Source organism: Streptococcus sp. DD12 (assembly GCF_001578885.1).
In the GTDB taxonomy this organism is placed as follows: domain Bacteria; phylum Bacillota; class Bacilli; order Lactobacillales; family Streptococcaceae; genus Streptococcus.
In genome coordinates this window covers 61,431-77,769 of sequence record NZ_KQ969495.1, presented here as the reverse complement: position 1 = coordinate 77,769, position 16,339 = coordinate 61,431, and the positions used below count along the sequence as shown (strand labels likewise).

Annotated in this window: 15 protein-coding genes; 3 read left to right on the top strand and 12 right to left on the bottom strand. The window is 46.5% G+C overall.

The features are described 5' to 3' along the window. Window positions 1-26: 26 nt before the first annotated feature. The 3 genes from STRDD12_RS00330 to STRDD12_RS00320 all read right to left on the bottom strand — a co-directional run bounded on the left by STRDD12_RS00330 (window position 27) and on the right by STRDD12_RS00320 (window position 2,791). Complete coding sequence (locus STRDD12_RS00330; RefSeq protein ID WP_066913823.1) at window positions 27-575, bottom strand: cysteine hydrolase family protein; 549 nt, start codon at window positions 573-575, stop codon at window positions 27-29. Beyond that, the gene (codY, locus tag STRDD12_RS00325) at window positions 572-1,360 is read right to left on the bottom strand and encodes a GTP-sensing pleiotropic transcriptional regulator CodY (RefSeq protein ID WP_066913821.1); all 789 of its coding nucleotides are present in this window, start codon (window positions 1,358-1,360) and stop codon (window positions 572-574) included. The genes STRDD12_RS00330 and codY overlap by 4 nt, the downstream gene beginning before the upstream one ends. 216 nt (window positions 1,361-1,576) lie before the next feature. After that, window positions 1,577-2,791, bottom strand: a complete 1,215-nt coding sequence (locus STRDD12_RS00320; RefSeq protein WP_066913819.1) for a pyridoxal phosphate-dependent aminotransferase — start codon at window positions 2,789-2,791, stop codon at window positions 1,577-1,579. A 153-nt stretch (window positions 2,792-2,944) separates the two neighbouring features. Between STRDD12_RS00320 and STRDD12_RS00315 the strand changes: the two genes are divergently transcribed. Continuing rightward, the gene (locus STRDD12_RS00315) at window positions 2,945-3,883 is read left to right on the top strand and encodes a DHH family phosphoesterase (RefSeq protein WP_066913817.1); all 939 of its coding nucleotides are present in this window, start codon (window positions 2,945-2,947) and stop codon (window positions 3,881-3,883) included. Window positions 3,884-4,015: 132 nt separating this feature from the next. On the opposite strand, the gene STRDD12_RS00310 is transcribed toward STRDD12_RS00315, so the two are convergent. Continuing rightward, window positions 4,016-4,918, bottom strand: coding sequence for an HAD family hydrolase (locus STRDD12_RS00310; RefSeq protein WP_066913815.1), 903 nt, complete (start codon window positions 4,916-4,918; stop codon window positions 4,016-4,018). 226 nt (window positions 4,919-5,144) lie between these two features. Between STRDD12_RS00310 and lysS the strand changes: the two genes are divergently transcribed. Next, a complete protein-coding gene (gene lysS, locus STRDD12_RS00305) occupies window positions 5,145-6,635 on the top strand; it encodes a lysine--tRNA ligase (protein WP_066913813.1) in 1,491 nt (496 codons plus the stop codon). Between the two features lie 110 nt (window positions 6,636-6,745). On the opposite strand, the gene STRDD12_RS00300 is transcribed toward lysS, so the two are convergent. The 7 genes from STRDD12_RS00300 to STRDD12_RS00270 all read right to left on the bottom strand — a co-directional run bounded on the left by STRDD12_RS00300 (window position 6,746) and on the right by STRDD12_RS00270 (window position 15,027). Next, a complete protein-coding gene (locus tag STRDD12_RS00300) occupies window positions 6,746-8,929 on the bottom strand; it encodes a 5'-nucleotidase C-terminal domain-containing protein (protein ID WP_066916154.1) in 2,184 nt (727 codons plus the stop codon). 114 nt (window positions 8,930-9,043) lie between these two features. Next, window positions 9,044-9,694, bottom strand: a complete 651-nt coding sequence (locus STRDD12_RS00295; RefSeq protein ID WP_066913810.1) for an amino acid ABC transporter permease — start codon at window positions 9,692-9,694, stop codon at window positions 9,044-9,046. Window positions 9,695-9,756: 62 nt separating this feature from the next. Next, window positions 9,757-10,605 (bottom strand): transporter substrate-binding domain-containing protein, encoded by an 849-nt coding sequence (locus STRDD12_RS00290; RefSeq protein WP_066913808.1) that lies wholly within the window; start codon window positions 10,603-10,605, stop codon window positions 9,757-9,759. Between the two features lie 111 nt (window positions 10,606-10,716). Continuing rightward, on the bottom strand, window positions 10,717-12,165 hold the full coding sequence (locus STRDD12_RS00285; protein WP_066913807.1) for an amidase: 1,449 nt from the start codon (window positions 12,163-12,165) through the stop codon (window positions 10,717-10,719). A gap of 193 nt (window positions 12,166-12,358) precedes the next feature. Further along, window positions 12,359-13,177 carry an amino acid ABC transporter substrate-binding protein gene (locus STRDD12_RS00280; protein WP_066913805.1) on the bottom strand — a complete coding sequence of 273 codons (819 nt, stop codon included), beginning with the start codon at window positions 13,175-13,177 and terminating at the stop codon, window positions 12,359-12,361. Window positions 13,178-13,189: 12 nt separating this feature from the next. Next, entirely contained in the window at window positions 13,190-13,885 is a 696-nt protein-coding gene (locus STRDD12_RS00275; protein WP_066913803.1) for a gamma-glutamyl-gamma-aminobutyrate hydrolase family protein, read from the bottom strand. Then, window positions 13,882-15,027 (bottom strand): amidohydrolase, encoded by a 1,146-nt coding sequence (locus tag STRDD12_RS00270; RefSeq protein WP_066913801.1) that lies wholly within the window; start codon window positions 15,025-15,027, stop codon window positions 13,882-13,884. Before STRDD12_RS00270 ends, STRDD12_RS00275 begins: the two co-directional genes overlap by 4 nt. 154 nt (window positions 15,028-15,181) lie before the next feature. Between STRDD12_RS00270 and STRDD12_RS00265 the strand changes: the two genes are divergently transcribed. Further along, the gene (locus STRDD12_RS00265; protein WP_066913799.1) at window positions 15,182-16,069 is read left to right on the top strand and encodes a LysR family transcriptional regulator; all 888 of its coding nucleotides are present in this window, start codon (window positions 15,182-15,184) and stop codon (window positions 16,067-16,069) included. Window positions 16,070-16,110: 41 nt separating this feature from the next. Here STRDD12_RS00265 and STRDD12_RS08470 read toward each other — a convergent pair whose 3' ends face one another. Further along, window positions 16,111-16,242, bottom strand: coding sequence for a hypothetical protein (locus STRDD12_RS08470; protein ID WP_269450012.1), 132 nt, complete (start codon window positions 16,240-16,242; stop codon window positions 16,111-16,113). Between the last annotated feature and the right edge of the window lie 97 nt (window positions 16,243-16,339).

The following is a 16,339-nucleotide window of genomic DNA, read 5'->3' as shown; positions in this document are numbered from 1 at the left end:
GAACAGCTGTTCTAAACTCATCCGATCTAAATGATTTTGGCCCCCAAAGCAGTGACCATATGGTTCAGGGCAAAGCTTTTAGCCTCATCTGTTAAGCTGGCAACAGCATCTGCTACCACCTCAATCTTGTAGCCCAGGTTATAAGCCGAGATGGCCGTGTGGAGGACACAAATATCCGTCAGAACACCGGTCAGAACCAGCGTGTCAACGCCTCGTTCGCGCAAACGAATATCCAAGTCCGTCCCTGAAAAGGCAGAATAATGCCGTTTGTCTATCCAAAAGACACGACTATCAGCCTTTCTTTCAGCATAAAAATCTGCTAGAGGACCATAGAGATGACGCCCAGAAGTCCCCTTGATGTTATGGGGCGGAAAGAGACGACTCTCAGGGTGGAAGGGATCATTTTCATCGTGTGCATCAATCGTAAAAAAGATGTAATCCCCCTGCTCATAAGCTTCTTGGGTCACTTCTGCAATCTTTTGGGCAATGGCTTGGGCCGGTTCCCCTGCTGTCAACTTGCCATCATCAGCGACAAAATCATAGGTATAGTCTATGGATATCAGTGCTTTGGTCATTGGTTAAATTCCTTTAGTCGATCAAAAATGCCTTCATTAATCACCTTGAGGTAGGTGCCTTTCATGCCCAAAGAGCGGCTCTCGATAATACCAGCCGACTCCAATTTTCGTAGGGCATTCACAATTACAGAACGGGTAATCCCAATCCGATCCGCCACAACAGAAGCCGTCAAGCGCCCTTCGGTTCCCCCTAGTTCTTGAAGGATGGCTGACACGGCCTTCATTTCTGAATAAGATAGGGTATTTATTCCCATATCAACAGCGGCCTGCTTGCGAATATCCTCTTCCATGGTTTTATTACGAAGACTGAGCAATTGTAAACCGACTACCGTCGAAGCGATCTCAACCAAAACCAAGGCATCGTCGTCAAATTCTTCATCATTGCGCCAAATAATCAAGGATCCCAAACGCAAGCCATCGCTATAAATCGGGGCGAACGTGGTACGTGCCTGAGGGAAGTCCGCTGCCGTCTCGACGGGGAATAAGGACAATTCATGATCAACCGGTAGATTGGTCAGGGTGTCGTAAGTGCGTTCAGCCAAAGAGACATAATAGTTTGGCAGGCGCTTTTCATCGAAGAATTTTTCAACACGGTCATTATTGGTCTTATAGGGCATGGCATAGCCGAGGATATCCCCACGACTATTGATAATACAAGCGTTACAGTTGATGATATCCCCCAACTGACCAGCCATAATCATGTATGGCACATCCTCCTGACTCCCTTCCAAGGAGCGTTGGGAAATGGACGTAATTTTTCGCGTTTTTTCTAATAAAGTATCCATAAGCCCTTCTTTCTGAAATAACAATCTCTTAAATTATAACAGAGCTGAAAATGAATTGCAAACAATTATCAGAAAATTAGGTACTTTTCAGACAATTCAGAACTATCCCCTCTTGAGAGGGCATTGGCAACAAAAAAAGAAGCCTCAGAGCAGAATCTGTCCTACTCAGGCTTCTTTCTTTGCTAGGGATTTGGCAAGCGCTAAATGTGCCAAGGTCTAGCGTCGGTATTGCCAGATGAAGCGCTCCATCTTATCTTGCACTTGAGCCAGCTCTTCGACACGTGGCAGATAAACGATCCGGAAATGGTCTGGATCCTTCCAGTTAAAGCCACGGCCATGGACCAACATAATTTTCTCTTGTTTCAAAAATTGCAAGACAAAATCCTCGTCATCTGGGACATCGTACATGGTTTGGTCAATTTTTGGGAAAATATAAAGTCCCGCCTTCGGTTTCATAGCTGACAAACCTGGGATGGCATTGATGGCCTCTGTGATAAAGTTGCGTTGTTCATAAATGCGTCCACCTGGTAGGAGCAACTCGTCCACAGACTGGTAGCCACCTAGGGAGGTTTGGACCACCTGTTGCGCTAAAACATTGGAACACAAACGCATATTTGCCAACATATTGAGGCCTTCGATATAGCCCTTGACATGCTTTTTAGGCCCTGACAAGACCATCCAGCCGACCCGAAAACCGGCGATACGATGAGACTTGGACAGGCCATTCATAGAAACACAAAAGACATCTGGGGCTAGGCTAGCGACCGCCGTGTGTTTGCGACCGTCCATGACCAGACGGTCATAGATTTCATCGGCAAAGATAATCAAATCGTTTTGCCGGGCAATGTCGACGATAGCTTCGAGGATGTCATCGGGATAGAGGGCCCCTGTCGGGTTATTAGGGTTGATGATAACAATAGCTTTTGTGTTTGACGTAATTTTAGATTTGATGTCATCAATATCTGGGTTCCAGTCTGCTTGCTCATCACAAAGATAGTGAACCGCTCGTCCACCTGCTAGGCTGACACAAGCCGTCCAAAGCGGGTAATCCGGCATAGGGACCAAAACCTCATCCCCATCATCCAAGAGCGCCTGCAAGGACATTGAAATCAATTCAGATACCCCATTGCCCAAATAAATATCGTTGACGTCAACATCTGGAAACCCTTTAAGCTGACAGTACTGCATGATGGCTTTTCGGGCTGAAAAAATACCCTTGGAGTCTGAATACCCTTCGGATGAGCGTGCATTCATGATGAGGTCACGGATGACTTCATCAGGCGCTTCAAAACCAAAAGCCGCAGGGTTGCCGGTGTTGAGTCGTAAGATTTTTTCACCATTGGCAATCATGCGATCTGCTTCTTCTAAGACAGGGCCTCGAATGTCATAAGCCACATGATCTAGCTTGGTCGATTTGTTATATGTTTTCATTCACATTACCTCACTAGCTTATTATACCAAAAAAATCGCTAGCCCTCGTATTTCCTTGAAATCGTCAGAATTTTCTAACGAACTTACCTTCTTTTGACCTTCTGCCAACTATGGTATAATGGCATGAATACACGTAAATAGAAAGTTGTTGCCATGTTTGAAGAAATCTTAAACCACATCACCCAATACGATACCATTATCATCCACCGCCACATGAAACCAGACCCTGACGCTTTGGGGTCGCAGATGGGACTCAAGGCTATTTTAGCTCACAATTTCCCCAACAAACGCATCCTGGCAACAGGCTATGATGAACCTAGCCTGGCTTGGCTGGCGCAGATGGACCAGGTCAGCGAGGCAGACTATGAGGGCGCCCTCGTCATTGTCACCGACACTGCCAACCAACCTCGGATTGATGATAAGCGTTACCAGTTAGGTGATTTTTTGATCAAAATTGACCACCACCCAAACGAGGACGTCTATGGTGACATCAGCTATGTGGACACCGAGGCTTCATCTGCAAGCGAAATCATTACAGACTTTGCGCGCGCCACGCAACTGACCCTCACCAATCAAGCCGCTTATTTCCTCTACGCAGGGATTATCGGCGACACAGGCCGGTTTTTGTATCCCGCAACCACAGCTAAGACCTTAGAAATGGCTAGTTTTCTACGCCAGTTTGATTTTGACTTTGCACGTCTGACACGTCAGATGGACACCTTCAGTCTTAAGATTGCCAAATTACAAGCTTATGTGTTTGACCATCTCGAAGTTGACCAAACGGGTGCTGCTCGCGTCTTTATCAGCCAAGACGTTCTAAAACGCTATCAGGTGACGGATGCCGAGAGTTCTGCCATCGTAGGCTCACCAGGAAAAATTGATACTGTCCAAGCTTGGGGTATCTTTGTCCAACAAGCAGATGGGCATTATCGGGTGCGTTTGCGCAGTAAATCCGCTGTCATCAATACCATTGCTATGCGGCATGACGGCGGTGGCCACCCGCTAGCTAGCGGTGCCAACTCCTACTCAATGGCAGAGAATGAAGCCATTTTCCAAGAGCTAAAAGAAGCTATCCAAATGGACAAGGCCTAAGCCTCGGTCGGTTGTCCCCCTGAAACCTATAAAAGCGTCTAAGATTTTCTTAGACGCTTTCTTGTATCACTTGCTATAGCCAAACAGGTCAACCTTTACTGTGACCGCTAGTATCGCAGAACATCTGCCAGTCTAGTAACCGTATTTGACCCGTAAAAGTCTTTCTTGTGTGGCATCCAATTGCAGGAGCAAGACCACCTTGTCTAGGCTCATATTGGTTTGAAGCAGGCGCTCGGCTGCCATCATCAGCCCATTATTGATGCCAAGTTCCAAAATCGGATTGGCTTCTTCATTGCTGTCAAAAAAGAATTTATTGTCTGGAAGGTCAAATAAGACCTTAACTGCCCCAAAAAGTTGCTCAAAGTTATCAATTTCGACATCAAAAACAGGTTTAGTCCCAGCTTTTAGGCTCCGACCACGGTGGTTAAACCACATGGCATGCCAACCTGCTCCGTGCGCCCCAACAATGTCATTGTCATAAGAGTCACCAACATAAAGTGTTGTCGCAGGATTCATGCCAAATTGTTTGGCAGCTAGGTTAAAGATTTCTTTTTCCGGTTTTTGAAACCCTGTCGCCTGACTCACCAAGACACGATGCGGAGGAATATAGTCATAGAGGCCCAGCTTTTTGACTTTTTTCAGCTGGTGCTCTGTCGGCCCATTGGTAATAACCCCCATAGGAACGCCCTTAGCTTTAAGAAATTCCAAGGTCATGCGCATCTCATCCAACATGGTAATATTGGCTAATTCTTCCTCATAGATTGCTTGAAATCGCTCCCCTTCAGCTTCTGTGATGGCGCGATAGCCAAATTCTAACAGGGTTTCTTTGCAACGCCAATAGCGAAAATAAGGCGTTGTCCACTCACCTGCCATTACCCGTGGAAAGCCAATATCAGAATAATGGCGAAAACGAATATAAGCTTGCTTTAGTTGACTCAGGTCAAAATCTGGAAAACTCCTTTCGATGGCCTTGCGATAAGGTGCCTGCTGGTCATAAACAGTGTCATCAACATCAAAAACAATGGCTGAAATCATAGCGTCCCTTTCTCATCGGTTTAAATCCTGTATATCCTTTGAAATTATACTATTTTTCGCCAGGCTCTTCAAGCCAAAGAAACAGCCCTCGACGCTCTCTAAAAAGAGACAAGGCTCCCCCATCACCCCCAACTCCTCTCCTGCTAAGGGGAAGAAAAGATGACTTTTACTTCTTTCAGGGTCATTTTTATGATAGAATAGTAGAGACTATTTATTGGAGGAAGACATGACACAAGCACACCATGATGCCCTAAATGACCAAGAGATTGTCCGTCGTGAGAAAATGGCGGCCCTACGTGAGAGAAACCTTGACCCATTTGGAAAACGCTTTGACCGGACCGCAACCTCTGGCCAACTGAAAGAAGCCTACGCTGACAAATCTAAAGAAGCCTTACATGACCTTAACCAAACCGCTACTGTTGCAGGCCGTTTGATGACCAAACGTGGTAAGGGGAAAGTTGGTTTTGCGCACATTCAAGACCGAGATGGACAAATCCAGCTCTATGTTCGTAAAGACACCGTCGGCGAAGAAAATTACGAAATTTTTAAAAAAGCTGACCTTGGGGACTTCCTAGGTGTTGAAGGGGAAATCATGCGGACCGATATGGGAGAATTGTCTATCAAGGCCACCCATATCACCCACTTGTCCAAGGCCCTACGCCCACTTCCGGAAAAATTCCATGGCTTAAGCGACGTGGAAACCATTTACCGCAAACGTTACTTGGACTTGATTTCTAATCGTGACAGCCTTGAGCGTTTCATCACACGGTCGCAAATCATCTCTGAAATCCGTCGCTATATGGACAGTCTTGGCTTCCTTGAAGTTGAGACCCCTATCCTGCACAATGAAGCCGGTGGTGCTGCAGCCAAACCTTTTATTACCCATCACAACGCCCAAAATATGGATATGGTCCTGCGTATCGCCACAGAACTTCATCTCAAACGTCTGATTGTTGGTGGTATGGAGCGGGTTTACGAAATTGGTCGCATCTTCCGTAACGAGGGAATGGACGCCACACACAACCCAGAATTCACGACCATCGAAGCTTACCAAGCCTATGCGGACTTCCAAGACATCATGGACTTGACTGAAGGGATTATCCAACACGTGACAAAGGCTGTCAAAGGTGAGGAACCTGTCGTCTACCAAGATGTGGAAATCAAGATTAATGAACCTTTCAAACGCATCCACATGGTAGATGCCATTAAAGACATCACTGGTGTTGACTTCTGGCAAGAGCTGACTTTTGAAGAAGCTGCAGCCTTGGCCAAGGAAAAAGGGGTGCCCGTTGAAAAACACTACACTGAGGTCGGCCATATTATCAACGCCTTCTTCGAAGAATTTGTCGAAGAAACCTTGATTCAACCAACCTTTGTCTATGGTCACCCTGTGGCTGTCTCCCCATTGGCCAAAAAGAATGCGGATGACCCACGCTTTACCGACCGTTTCGAACTCTTTATCATGACAAAAGAATACGGAAACGCCTTTACCGAGCTAAACGATCCTATCGACCAGCTGGAACGCTTTGAAGCGCAAGCCAAGGCTAAAGAACTCGGCGACGATGAAGCGACAGGTATTGACTATGACTACATCGAAGCTCTAGAATACGGTATGCCACCGACCGGTGGACTCGGTATTGGTATCGACCGCTTGGTGATGCTTCTAACAGATACCACGACCATCCGCGATGTCCTTCTTTTCCCAACCATGAAATAAAATAAGGCAAAAGGACCCAACAGGGTCCTTTTTCTTATAAACAAAATGGCGCTTAGTTCTTTGCTAAGCGCCACTTCTTTGTTCAAAAACTTAGGTCTTCCCCTAAAAAACTAGCCTTCCATATCCAAAGTTTTCTTTTTACCGACTAAGCCAAATAAGGATAACAAGAGGCCTAATCCCAAAAGAACGGTAGAGGTCCCTTGGTCACCAGTTGCTGGCAAGCTCCGGTAAAGCGGGCGAGAATTTTGGACTGTTTTTTCCTCTGCTGAGAGAGTTCTTGCTTGAGAGGCTAGCAGTGGATAAGTCGCTGTCTCTTGAGAGGATTCAGTTGCCGCATTAGCTTGACTGACCAAAGCCATGTAAGCCGCTCTAGAAATAGCGATTGTCCGTGAATTTGGATGAATTGCTGCATAGTCTAATAGATTGACACGTGTCAAATAATCCGCAAAAACGCTATCCATAGAAGGGCCTTCTTCACGTGGTCCCCCTAACATGGTGTAGCCATCACCACCTGCCGCCAAGAAATCATTGGTGACCAGATAATAGGTCTGACCGAGAACCAAGGGCTTGTACTGATCCGTCTCAGGGTCCCAGATGGCGATGGACAAGATCCGATTCGCAGCTGGTAGACTAGTGTCATAATAAACCCTTGCCCCAGCAGTCTGTAAGAAACCACCATTAGGCTCCATCAGAGGTTGGCCATTTTCATCTAAAATCGTTTGTCCTTGGCTATCTACCTGTAAGATAGACCCTAAGGATTTGGCGAACATATCATAAATATTTTGCCCTGTGACCTGAATCTGAGCGACAGAGTTTCCAAACGGCAAAACAGCAATGATATCGCCTTTAGTGACCGGCTTATCTTTGGCAATGGTCTCACGTAGCCCACCACCATTGGTCACCGCTAGGTTGGATTTGTGGGTGAACCCAGACTGGCCGTAATCTAAAAGAGCATCTGCTACAACATTTCCCAAATTGGTTTCACGAACGCGCACATCCATGCGGTCACCGCTGAGTTTGACAGGACTATTGGCAATAACGACCTTAGACGAGTCCGCCTCGTATTGCGCCTTAAAGGCATCCAACATCTCTTGGACAGCAGGGTTTATCGGGTAATTTTGCGCTTCCTTGGCTGAGATAGCCCCTTGGGATAAGACGCGATCGGCATTAAAGACCACACGCCCCACATTATTGAGATAGCTTCCTGTCTGATTATAGGTCACATTATCCCCATAGGAGGCGGTCAACAGGGTGTGAGAATGCCCATCTAAGACCAAGACCCGTTTGTCTTTTAAAGGGGCATAATTGGACAAGGCTTCTGCCAAGGTTGACCCTCGCCATTCAACAGGTGTTGTGGTGTCAACACCCAGGTGACTTAAGATGATGTAGGTCTTGTAGTCCTTGCCTTCTGCACGCGCATTGGACTCCATCTGATCCACAACAGCCTTAACTTCCGTAATGGGATCTGTAAAGGTGACCCCAGGGAGATTACGAGGGTGGGTTTTCGTTGCGGTCTCAGGTGTTGTTACCCCAATAACCACCACTTCGTCCCCATCATTGCCAGGCGTCTTATCTACAATCGTTGAAGGCTGAAAGAGACGGACACCATTGACGTAAACATTTGACGTGATGATTGGAAAATTGATTTGTGTGCTCAACTGGCGTAATTGATCTAAGCCAAAGTCAAACTCGTGATTCCCGACGGTCATCGCGTCATAACCGATGGCATTCATGACCTTGGCCATGTCCTCACCTTCGGTGCTGTTTGAAATTGGTAGCCCCTGAAAAGAATCTCCCGAATCAAAGACCAAGGTTGTCCCCTGTGCCCGACTGGCGTTCACAATACCAGACAAACGCGCGTCACCGATAACGCCGTTGTTACTATCTTCTAGCATGCGCCCGTGGACATCATTGGTATGTAAGACGGTGACAGTGTCACTAGCAGTGCTTGTAGTGCTGGAAGCTTCTGCTGTTGCAGCCCTGTCAGTGCTATCTCCACCACTTGCAGCATCCGTCTGACTGGCGGTGTCATTTGCCGCACTGCTACTTGTTGCACTAGCGGTATCGCTAGAGACAGCTGTCGTGTCGCTACTGGTGCTAGCGGTTGTTGCTGCGCTCTCATCCGTAGAAGCACTGCTGTTGGTGTCTGTTACAGCTAGGTCTTGAGCTTCGCTCCCTGTTGTCGTCTGGGAAGTGGTCCCGTCCAAGTCATCTGCCTGAACCGTTTGTGCTAAGGCTGCCGAGGACAAAAGAACAGCTGACAAGGTTGTTGCCAAGAGTACTTGTTTTTTCATTTTCATAAAACCTACCAAATATTGATTTTTTCTATTGTAGCATATTTTAAGCCTATTTTTAGTGTCTTTTTGATGTCAAACATAAAAGGTTAAGATTCCAACTTAAAAAAACCACTATTCCAACCTAAGGTAGGCCTCTAACCTATCCTGCAAAAGTTCTAAAATAAAGCTCAACAACCAGTAAATAAAGGCTATGAGAATGTACATAGACATGTAATCATAGGCACGTCCACCGATAATTTTTGCTTGTTGGAAAATATCAGGAACGGTAATCATGGCTGCCAAAGAAGAGCTCTTGACCATATCAATCATCACATTGCCCAAGGGAGCCACAGCAATTCGCAGGGCTTGGGGAAGAATAATACGTTTAAAAATTGACTTCTGTGGTAGGCCCAGGGCACGCGCTGCTTCCCATTGGCCCTGATCAACCGCTTCGATGGCTGATCGGTAAATCTCAGCGATATAGGCGGAACTAACTGTCGAAAAGCCAATAAAAGCACAAAGCAAGGCGGGGAGTTGGACCGACAAATATGGCAAGCCAAAATAAAGGGTAAATAAGACCACTAAGAGTGGCACCCCCCGCATAATGGAAATATAAACCCTAGCTGGGTAACGCCAGTAGGCTTTGCGGGACAGGCGTAGCCTGGCCAAGAGGATACCAAAAAGATTTCCTAAGACAAAACTCACGAGCGATATCCCCAGAGTATAAGGAAGTCCTGCTAGCACAAAGGGAATGCTCTTTACCATTAAGGACAAATCAATCATCTGCTGTTACCTTTCTAAACGCCTCTAGACGGACAAAAAAACGGCCCCAAGGACCGCTTTTCTTAGTCGATATCTGAAATATCAATGTCTGTGTAGTCGACCTTGGTTTTTTGGGTGACATCTTGTCCAGCAAAAAACTGTTTGGAGATTTTGCTTAAGGTGCCATCCTTTTTCATGCTCTTGATGGCCTGATTGACCTTTTCTTGAAGCACCTTGTTTTTGAGAGAAAAGGTAAAACTGGTCGTGTAGGGGTTACTGTAAAGGCCGTCATTGATTTTGACTGCATACTTGTCTTTCACCGCAGCAACTGCCATCTTTTGGAGATAGTAATCATTGACGATAACATCTGTGCGACCATTAACCAAATCTTGCATGTAGACATCATTGGTCACATTGTCATAAACGACTAGGTCTGCTCCCATTTTCTTGGCGATTTTCATATATTTGGTGCTAGCGGCTCCTGCTGCCTTTTTCCCTTTTAAATCTTTCCAAGAGTGGATGCCCGAATCATCAGATGCCCGCACGACCATGGAGGTAAAGGAATACTTGTAAGGCTCTGAGCGCAGAAACTTTTTGACGTTTTTATTGTCATCCTCTAGGGAATAGTTGGCAATGTCAACCTGCCCGCTAGTGACAGCTGTCAGCATCCCATCGACACCCATCTCGGTGAAATCAATCTTTAAGTTAAGCCGTTTTCCAACCTCCTTTAAGATTTCGACATCATAACCCGTCAGATTCCCCTTGTCATCATGGTAGGTTTGCGGATAGAGGGTTCCTGCTGTCGCCACTTTAATGCTCCCCCGCTTTTGAATCGTCTCCCAGTTCTTCTCAGCCGTTGACTGACTAGAACAGGCGACCAATAACGCACTGAGCCCCACTAAGCTCAAAAAGTAAACCACTAGCTTTTTCATCTCGAAAATCTCCTTTGTATCTGCCTTGCTTATAAAAGCTTAACGAAAACTGATACTACCAAAATACACTATTTTTTGACCTCTGACAATCAATTGAACCGCAAATCGTCCCTAACAAAAGGCGCCACTGTTTTCGAGCTCTTGGGCAAGCCCCAAAAGGAGGTCTTCTCGCCCCTTGGCTGCGGTTACTTGCACGCCCATGGCCAGACCCGCCTCATTGCGATAAAGGGGCAAAGAGATGGCTGGCTGGCCAGTCAGATTGGCTTGTTGCGTATATGGCGTCCAAGACAGGCTCTTTTCAAACATTGCCCAAATAAGCTTTTGTTGCTGGGGCCAAGACAGCTCCCCTATCTGTTCGAGCGCATTTGTCATGCTGTCTGAGAGTTGAAATTGGTCCTGTTTGGGAGCTGGTTGCGCAACCGTCGGTGTCAAGAGCAAGTCATAGTTTTCATGAAATCTAGCCATCTGGTGACTATATTGGTCCCATTGCGCCAAGGCGTGACTATAGACCTTTGCGGGAATCGCTTGGCCTGATTGGTAAATAGCCCAGGTCATCACTTCCATGTCTGATGGTGTTAGGGGGCGCTGCAAGTGATTTTCAATGCTATCAAACATGGCCGCTGTCTCCACACTATTCATGAGGTAATAGGACTGCATGGCAGCAAGTCCGTCAATGGGTTGTTGCTTGAGGTCAATCAGCTGATGTCCTAAAGCTGACAGGCATTCAGTTGCTTTTTGAAGCGCTTTTTGCGCCTCAACTGAAGGGGCTTGCCCCACCGGTGGCTCCAGTAAGACAGCTATTCTCAAAGGCGGAAGCTTCGCATCAAAACAAGTCTTCGGCAACTTGGGCAAGACAAAAGGGCTCTCCATTTGACAGGTCTGCAGATGAAAAAGTAAGCGTTTGGTGTCTCTTACTGTTTTAGTCAAGGCAAAGGAGACGGAGGCTCCTTGCCAACCCCTAAAGGACTGCGGGCCTACAGGGATACGCCCCCGTGTGGGTTTAAGCCCTAGCAAGCCGTTAAAAGAAGCTGGAATACGAATGGACCCTCCCCCATCACTGGCAGGCGCTAGAGGAGAAACCCCTGAGCTGACCAAGGCAGCCGCACCCCCACTAGAACCGCCTGCATTGCGGGTCAAATCATCTGGTAAGCAAACCGACCCATGCACCTGGGCATCACTGATATTTTTAAACCCAAATTCTGGCGTACTGGTGCGGCCCATGATGATAAAGCCTAGATTTTCTAAGGCCTTGACATAGTTATCCGTTGTTTGCGCACGATAATGCAAAAAGAGACGAGAACCCGCTGTCGAAGGTTCTCCCGCCTGCTCTTGCCCCAAATCTTTGAGAAAAATGGGAACACCTGCAAAGGGCTTGCCTGAAAAATCCCGCTGACCCGCTTCAACTAAAGCCTTCTCATAGCGCTGACTGACAATAGCCCTCAAAACTGGATTGACTTGTTCAGCCTTTCTCATCGTCGCTTGCACCAGTTCTTTTGGGCTGACTTTTCTTTGTCTGACGGCCTCTGCCATCGCTGAAGCATCTTTAAATGATTCTAACATCTCTTACTGCCCTTCTTTCCTCATTTGCGAAAATCCTTATTATTCTACCTTAAAACACTTCTAGTATAAGCATTTTTAGACGCCTTGCCTAGAAAAAACTCTGTCTGGCTAGCAGCAAAGCCCAAAGGGCAGGTGGCCGGAAACAAGCAGGCAAGCAAAAATACTTGGTCTATGGCAACCAAGCATTCTCCTTTTATTTATCAATATCTGCCTTGTCTGGCGCGTAGTCGCCTCCAAGGTATTTCTTGGCTAATTTTGAAATGGTGCCGTCATTGTAGAGTTCCTTAATCCGTTGATTGACAAATTTTTGCAAATCGTCGTTGCCCTTAGCAAAAACATAATAAATATAAGGTTTTTCAGCTGAGGACAATTCAACCGTCTTAAGATTGGTCAAGCCTTGATCTTCGATAATGGATTTCACACTTGGCGCATCAAAAATCTTGAAATCGTATTGGCCATCGTTGACATTGTGTAAAATCTTAGTGATGTTCTCGTTTGTGTAGTTGATAGAGACAGGGTTGTCACTATGAGATTTGTTGAAGTCTTCTAACTGCTGAGCTGTTGTTGTCCCAGCGATAACTTGAGTCGAATGACCAACAATGTCGTCGTATTTTGTGATGTTACTGTTTTTAGGGACAACAAGGACAGATGGCGTTGAAGCGGTTGGCAATGAGTAGAGGTATTTTTTAGCCCGTTCAGCCGTGTAGCTGGTATTATTTCCCAACATTTGGTACTTGCCAGAATCCAGGCCGACATACTGAGAGTTCCCATCTACTTTTTGGAATTTTAAATCGTACTTGTCAGAGCCCTTGAAAATCGCACGGGCCAACTCGATGTCAAACCCAGTCAGCTCCCCTTTCTTATCCGCATAAGAGAAAGGTTTGGTTGTCCCGACAGTGGCCATGGTAACTTGAGTTTTACTGCCCTTACTATTAGAACAGCCAACGATAAACAAGCTTGTCGCCAATAGGGCTCCTGCCGCTAGAACGATTTTTTTCAATGGTTTTTTCATAAGATTCTCCTTTTAGTGAAAGTTTTGAACAAAATAAGTAAAGAGGGCTTGGTCGGCTAAACCAGACTTGTCAATGAGAAATTCCGGATGCCACTGCACACCGATAAAGGCATGCCCCTCTTGACTTTCGACCCCTTCGATAATGGCATCATCAGCAGATTTTGCAGTCACTGCCAGATGAGGCGCTAATTTTTTGAGGCTTTGTTGATGCACTGAGTTAACAGCCTGACGGTCGCCATAAATCTGACGCAGTTGACTATTGGGCTCTGTCACCACATCATGCGCCAAGGCAAAGGGGGGCTGACCCTTGTGACCTGCGATGTCCTGATAGAGACTGCCACCTGTCACAACATTATAGAGCTGTAAACCACGACAGATACCCAGAACAGGCTTGTCTTGGCGAATCGCTTCTTCAATCAAAGCTGCCTCCCAACGGTCCCGCTCAGGGAAATAATCCTCACTATCTATGGTTTTTTCTTCCCCGTAGCGTTTAGGGTCCACATTTTGCCCACCTGACAAGATTAGCTTATCAATCTGAGCAATGTAATCTTTGGCTTCTTTAGGGTCACTCAAAGGGATATAAAAGGGCAAGCCTCCGGCTGCTTTAACACCGTCAGCAAACTGACGATTGACCGACAAATGAATAATGGGCAGGTCCTTGGCGACAGGCTTCTCGTTACTGGTGATACCAATTACTGGGCGCGTCATGCTTGGTCCTCCGCAAAATAATCTAACAGAAAGTGGGCATTTTCAACATAATAGTTGACCGCCACTGGTAGGGCCTCATCGCGAACGATAAAATCATCGTGGTGCCAGTCAGGAGCATCGTCCGCACCATTAGACCCTACGAAGGCAAAAACACCAGGAATCTGAGCCTGATAGGCGGCAAAGTCTTCGCCCCCTGTTGAAGGCAGAACCTCTAAAACCTCTGCAAAACTTTTGGAATTCTCGGCAATTAAAGGGGTTAAGGTGCTGTCGTTATAGGTCACACTCGGTGAATTGCCCCAGCTAATGGCCACTTGGGCACCAAACTGGGCTGCCGTGTGTTCCACTATAGCGGTAAAGCCTGCAATGACCTTCTCCCTCACAGCCGGTTCAAAGGTTCGAATAGTCCCTTCGAAAAAACCACTATCGGGTAGAACATTCCATGTCGTTCCCACGTCAATATGAGTTACAGACAAAACGGCTGCATCAAAAGGAGATACGGTACGGGCCACCACTTCTTGCAAATTAGTGACTATCGTGGTGATAGCCAAAACCGTGTCAACCCCTAGGTCTGGTCGGGCCGCATGGCCACTAACGCCCGTAACCCTAACCGTAAACTGCTCAACACCTGCCATGATGGCCTTGGCGCGCAAACCAATCTGACCTGGTTTGAGGTGGGGGTTATTATGGTAACCAATAATTGCCGAAACCCCCTCCAAACCACCTGCCGCAATCACCTGATAGGCGCCTTGGAAATTTTCCTCGGCAGGTTGAAAGATAAGGCGCACGGTGCCTTTCAACGTTTTTTCTTGCGCTTTTAGTTTTTCAGCCGCCCCCAGTAGGCTAGTCTGATGAAAATCATGGCCGCAGGCATGCATGGCACCATTGTGACTAGCATAGTCCAAGCCTGTCTTTTCCTGAATGGGGAGGGCATCAATATCAGCCCTCAAAGCGATGATAGGCTTGCCCTGACCAATCTCAGCAATCAGGCCTGTTTTCAACTCTGTTTCCAGAATCTTGATATCTAGGTCTTCCAACTTTTGCCGCAAGTAAGCTGTCGTTGAGAATTCTTCCTCTGAAATCTCTGGGTGCGCGTGGATATAGTGACGCGTTTTTACCAGCCGTTCGTAAAATAAGTCTGTCATGGCCCCTCCTTAACAATCGCTGAAACTTACTATCTATCATACACAAAGCTCATCTTTTTACCTAATCTAAATTTGTGAATGCTGGCTATCAGTATTTTTTATACCCATTTTTATGGTAGAATAAGAACAATACCAAGTAGAAGGGGTAATAATCATGAATTTTATGCAATTGCGTTATGTGGAGGCAGTCGCTGAGTACGGTTCCCTCAACAAGGCCGCAACAGCCCTCTATATGAGTCAACCCAATCTTTCTGGCGCCATCAAAAATTTGGAAAAAGAATTGGGCGTTGAACTCTTTGAACGCAGCAATACAGGGATGAGCCTGACCGATGACGGGCAAGATTTTCTCAAATACGCCCGCCGGATTTTAGGAGAAGTCAAACTGCTGGAAGAACGTTACCAAAATGACTATCTTAAGAGCTTTACCGTCTCTAGTCACCACTACGACTTTTTGTCAGCTCCCCTGGCCTATGTCTCCGAAAAATATGAAAATGACTACCAAGATTTTCAACTCATTGAGACCACGACACGCCAAATTCTCGAAAGTGTCGCCACCTATGAGAGTGACCTGGGAATCCTCTACCTCAACGAAGAAAATCGGCAAATTCTCCTACGCCAGATGGAGGAACTTGAGCTTGATTGTGTCTCCTTAGGTGAATTTCCCACCCGTATTTTTTTAGGTAAAAACCACCCCTTGGCCAGCCAAGATAGCATCAGCGAGGAAGATTTGGTCGACTACCCTCAGATTCGTTTTCAGCAAGAAAAAACCGGCATGCACTTTGATGAGGACCCCCTGGAAATCAACCATTACCAAAAAATTATTTACAGTAATGACCGTGGAACTGTCATGAACCTTTTGCGGGCTTCTGATGCCTATGCTTCGGGTCTGGGCATCGTCAATAGTTTCATGCGGGAGCAAATCGTCCTCGTCCCCCTCAAAGACAGTCCCCTCCATACCTTGGTTTATGTTTTTCCTAAAAAAGGAAAGAAAACCGAAATCGCTAGCAGCTTCATCCAAGAAGTCGAAAAAAAGCCTGCGTGAATTTCACCGGCAGACAGATTGATGGCATATCCTCTGTAAACTTATGTCAAAGTTAAATGAAAATAGCCATAGAAGGCTTGCCCTCTATGGCTATTTTCTTGCATCACTTTCGGTTTGGTCAGTTGAGATTGGCGAATCCTTTCTCGACCTTTGGCAAGACTCTCTTTGGCCATGTTTTCATCCTCTATACCGCCACTTTTTCAATGCTAGCCAGCGGTTGGTAGCGTGACCAGCATCACCAGCCTCCTTGAGGCTTTCAGCTTTATCCTA

Bases quoted from the DNA above. Each gene is read 5' to 3' on its own strand.
- STRDD12_RS00330 (WP_066913823.1), bottom strand. From the start codon at position 575: ATGACCAAAGCACTGATATCCATAGACTATACCTATGATTTTGTCGCT.
- codY (WP_066913821.1), bottom strand. From the start codon at position 1,360: ATGGATACTTTATTAGAAAAAACGCGAAAAATTACGTCCATTTCCCAA.
- STRDD12_RS00320 (WP_066913819.1), bottom strand. From the start codon at position 2,791: ATGAAAACATATAACAAATCGACCAAGCTAGATCATGTGGCTTATGAC.
- STRDD12_RS00315 (WP_066913817.1), top strand. From the start codon at position 2,945: ATGTTTGAAGAAATCTTAAACCACATCACCCAATACGATACCATTATC.
- STRDD12_RS00310 (WP_066913815.1), bottom strand. From the start codon at position 4,918: ATGATTTCAGCCATTGTTTTTGATGTTGATGACACTGTTTATGACCAG.
- lysS (WP_066913813.1), top strand. From the start codon at position 5,145: ATGACACAAGCACACCATGATGCCCTAAATGACCAAGAGATTGTCCGT.
- STRDD12_RS00300 (WP_066916154.1), bottom strand. From the start codon at position 8,929: ATGAAAAAACAAGTACTCTTGGCAACAACCTTGTCAGCTGTTCTTTTG.
- STRDD12_RS00295 (WP_066913810.1), bottom strand. From the start codon at position 9,694: ATGATTGATTTGTCCTTAATGGTAAAGAGCATTCCCTTTGTGCTAGCA.
- STRDD12_RS00290 (WP_066913808.1), bottom strand. From the start codon at position 10,605: ATGAAAAAGCTAGTGGTTTACTTTTTGAGCTTAGTGGGGCTCAGTGCG.
- STRDD12_RS00285 (WP_066913807.1), bottom strand. From the start codon at position 12,165: ATGTTAGAATCATTTAAAGATGCTTCAGCGATGGCAGAGGCCGTCAGA.
- STRDD12_RS00280 (WP_066913805.1), bottom strand. From the start codon at position 13,177: ATGAAAAAACCATTGAAAAAAATCGTTCTAGCGGCAGGAGCCCTATTG.
- STRDD12_RS00275 (WP_066913803.1), bottom strand. From the start codon at position 13,885: ATGACGCGCCCAGTAATTGGTATCACCAGTAACGAGAAGCCTGTCGCC.
- STRDD12_RS00270 (WP_066913801.1), bottom strand. From the start codon at position 15,027: ATGACAGACTTATTTTACGAACGGCTGGTAAAAACGCGTCACTATATC.
- STRDD12_RS00265 (WP_066913799.1), top strand. From the start codon at position 15,182: ATGAATTTTATGCAATTGCGTTATGTGGAGGCAGTCGCTGAGTACGGT.
- STRDD12_RS08470 (WP_269450012.1), bottom strand. From the start codon at position 16,242: ATGGCCAAAGAGAGTCTTGCCAAAGGTCGAGAAAGGATTCGCCAATCT.